Origin of the sequence: Actinomadura sp. NPDC049753 (assembly GCF_040674655.1) — a bacterium.
Classification (GTDB): Bacteria; Actinomycetota; Actinomycetes; order Streptosporangiales; family Streptosporangiaceae; genus Spirillospora; species Spirillospora verrucosospora.
Map to the genome: position 1 here is coordinate 1 of NZ_JBFARL010000368.1, position 3,685 is coordinate 3,685.

Annotated in this window: 1 protein-coding gene and 1 pseudogene; one reads left to right on the forward strand and one right to left on the reverse strand. The window is 73.1% G+C overall.

Features of this window, described 5'->3' with window-relative positions:
* A pseudogene (locus AB0K37_RS40925) lies at positions 1–93 on the reverse strand (hypothetical protein); the annotation flags it as partial.
* A gap of 1,352 nt (positions 94–1,445) precedes the next feature.
* On the opposite strand from AB0K37_RS40925, the gene AB0K37_RS40930 reads away from it, so the two are divergent.
* A complete protein-coding gene (locus tag AB0K37_RS40930) occupies positions 1,446–3,539 on the forward strand; it encodes a PQQ-dependent sugar dehydrogenase (protein ID WP_363991289.1) in 2,094 nt (697 codons plus the stop codon).
* Positions 3,540–3,685: the final 146 nt, after the last annotated feature.

Sequence of the window (3,685 nt, forward strand, 5' to 3'; positions counted from 1 at the left end):
GAGGGGGCCCGCCGTGTCGACGATCACCACGTTGACCTTGGTGTCGATGCCCTGCTTGACGGCGTCGAACGCGACGCTGGCGGGGTCGGCGCCGGACCAGCAGGTGGTTCGCGCGCTCGTCCTCGGGGCGCAGGTCGGCGGGCGTCACGGCGGCGCGCTGCCCGTCCCGGTCCTGGTGGTCGGCGGGGTGGTCATGGCCGCGCTGCTCGCCGCGCAGGGACGTCTCGGCCTGCGGGAGCCGGCCGGCGAGAACGCCGGCATGGCCGACCTCGCGCCCCGCTACCTCCCCCCGGTCGCCGAACGCGCCTTCACCGCGCTGCTCGCGGTCGCGATGGCCGGCTGGTTCGGGTTCAACGTCGGCCTCGGCGGGGCGGCCGCCGCGGCGCTCGGCGGAGTCCCGGACGCGGCCGGGGTCGCGGCGCTGACCGTCCCGACGGTCGCGGTGCTGGTCGCGGGCGGCGGGCGGTGGAACGCGGTCGCGGTCGCCACCACCCTCACCGCGGTCGCGCTGATCGGCATCGTCGCGGTGAAGCTCGCGCCGCCCGCGCCGCCGGTCTCGCTCTCCCGCGACGGGCCGCCGGGCGTCCTCGCCGCGGACCTCGCCGGGTACATCGGGTACGTGTCGGTGTTCGCCGTGCGGGCCCCCGACTTCACCGTCGGCCTGCGCGGCCGCCGCGACCTCGCGGCCTGCGTCGCACTGCTGGTCGTCCCCGCCCTGGCGGCCTCCGTCGTCGGGGCGGGGGTCGCGGCGGCCAGCGGCTCCACCGACGTGGTCGCGGTCCTCGCCGGGCCGGGCGGGCTGCCGGCCGCGAACCTGTTCGTCGCCGCGTCGGTCATCGCCCCGACCCTCGCCGCCGTCCACTCCGGCGCCCTGGCCGTCGACCGCTTCCTCCCCCGCCCGCCCGACCCCCCACGCACGGAAGCCCCACCTCCCGCGGGTGGTGCCGTTTCGGGAGGGGGGACGGGCGGGGTGTCCGGCCGGTATCGGCCGGGGGTGGACGGGCGGCGGGTCGTGGCGGTGCTGGCGATCGCGGTGCCCGGGGCCGTGCTCGCCGCGCTGCGGGTCGATCGGATGCTGCTCGAATGGCTGACGGTGCTCGCGGCGGCGCTGCCGGCGCTCGTCCCGCCGATGGCGGCGGAGTTCGGGCGGAGGCGGCGCGGGCGCGCGGGGCGGCCAGTGGCAACGTGGATCTGGGCGCCCGGTGCGGCCGTGGCCGTGGGGCTGACCCTGGCCGGGCACGCGGCCGCCGCCCCCGTCGGTCTCGTCGTCTCCACGGCCGCGACGCTGGTCCACGCGTGGTTCCACCGGAGCGGTCGTGACGAGATGACCACATCCGGCTTGCCCGAAATTCGTCCTTGACGTCGGCCGAGCCCGGTCGTACCTTCTGGAAAGCGCTTCCAGAAAGCGCTTTCCTGCCACCGATCCCCACCCTAGGACGGCTGGAATGCGAAGTAAGCTCACCTGGTGTCTCCTCGCGATCGCGGCGCTCCTGCTGCCGCTGCTCAGCGTTCCGCCCGCGGCGCTGGCCCGGGACGACGCACCGATCCTCGACCCGATCCCCGAAGACCCCGCGCCGTCCGGCCTCGGCCTCGTCCTCCAGGAGGTCGCGCAGCTGCCGAAGTCGACGCCGACGGGCACCCCCACCGACCCGCGGCTGCTGCGGTGGAACCGCATCAACTACGTCGGCGAGGTCCCCGACAACTCGGGGCGCCTGTACGTGCCGGACCTGAACGGCAACCTGTACCTGCTCGACAAGAAGACCCGCACCCCCCACGTCTACCTGGACGTCGCCGCCACGTTCGCGCCCGACTTCTTCTCCCAGGCCGGACTCGGGCAGGGCTTCGGCTTCGTCGCGTTCCACCCTGACTTCCGGAAGAACGGGAAGTTCTACACCACGCACGTCGAGGCGGGCGAGGCGCTCAAGACCAAGACGCCCGACCTCACCCCGCAGCCGAAGACCGGCTACCACGGCGTCGTCGACGAGTGGACGGCCAAGGACCCGAAGGCCGACACCTTCTCCGGGACGCACCGCGAGATCCTGCGCATCGGGTTCGCCGGGCGCATCCACAACCTCCAGCAGATCGACTTCAACCCGAACGCCCGTCCCGGCGACGCCGACTACGGCAAGCTCTACCTGTCGGTCGGCGACGGCGGCAACGGCAACGTCGGCGACAACGGCGGCGACCCGCAGAACCTCGGCGTCCCCCAGGGCAAGATCCTGCGGATCGACCCCGCCGGGAAGGACAGCGCCAACGGCAGGTACGGCGTCCCGGCCGACAACCCGTTCGCCGGGCAGGCCGGCAAGCTCGGCGAGATCTACGCCTACGGCATGCGCGACCCGCACCGGTTCAGCTGGGACACCGGCGGCACCCACCGGCTGTTCCTCGCGCACATCGGCGAGCACGAGATCGAGTCGATCCACGAGCTCTACCCGGGCGCGAACATCGGGTGGAGCGAGCGGGAGGGCGCGTTCACGTTCCGCAAGGACGACCGCTGCCACCTCTACCCGCTGCCGGCCGACGACGCCAAGTACGACTACGAGTACCCGCTCGCGGCCTACGACCACGACCCGCCCGCCGACTGGAACTGCTCCAGCGACGTCGGCCGCGCCATCTCCGGCGGCTACGTGTACCGCGGTGCGAGGCTGCCCGCGCTGCGCGGCAAGTACCTGTTCACCGACATCGTGAGCGGCCGGCTCATGTACACCGAAGAGTCGGAGATGAAGCACGACTCGACCGGGACCAACCGCGCCCAGATCTACGATCTGGCGGCCTACGACACCTCCGGCAAGCCCGTCACGATGCAGGAGCTGGCCGGCGACAAGCGCGTCGACCTGCGGTACGGCTCGGACGGCAAGGGCGAGCCCTACCTGCTCGCCAAGGCCAACGGCAAGATCTGGAAGGTCGTGGGGACGAAGCGGGTCGCGTCCGGCGCGGCCGGTCCGGTCCGCGTCGCCAACGCGATGGACGCCAAGAGCTGGACGCCCGTCACGCCGTCCAAGTGGCAGTTCCCGGGCGACCAGGTGGTCCTCGCCGAGGCCGGGGAGCAGCGCCCGGGTCCGCGCCGCCCGTTCGAGTACGCGGTGCTGAACAAGGGCCCCGCGCTCACCTCGACGCGGATCGACGCGAAGGTGCGGCTCGACACGCCGGTGTCGGTCAGCAACCGGGACGTGATCGTCGTCTTCGGCTACCAGGACGACACGCACTTCTACTACGCCCACCTTTCCAGCGACAACACCATCTACCCGCACAACGGGATCTTCCTGGTGAACGGCGCCGACCGGCTGCGCATCGACCAGCAGTGGAACGCCAACCGGTCGCACGGCGCCCCGCCGGCCATCACCGACGAGGCGTGGCACCGCGTCCGGGTGGACCGCCGGGCGGACACCGGCGAGATCGCCGTGTACGTGGACGGGTCGTCCAAGCCCGTCTTCACGGCCGTCGACAAGACCCTCGGCTCCGGCCGGGTGGGCTTCGGCTCGTTCGACAACATCGGCCGGCTCCGCGACCTGACGGTCCGCGGAACCTCGGCGAAGTAACGGTCTCCTCCGGGCGGGCGCCGCGAGCCGGCGCGGACGAGACCGTGGTCAGCGCCCCGGAACACGTTCTCCGCGCGCCAGGCGCCCCAGCGCAGCGCGATCAGGTAGGACGCGGCCACGTACCCCCAGAGCAGCAGCGTCGGGCC

Coding starts and splice junctions, on each gene's coding strand:
- AB0K37_RS40930 (WP_363991289.1), top strand. CDS start 1,446: ATGCGAAGTAAGCTCACCTGGTGTCTCCTCGCGATCGCGGCGCTCCTG.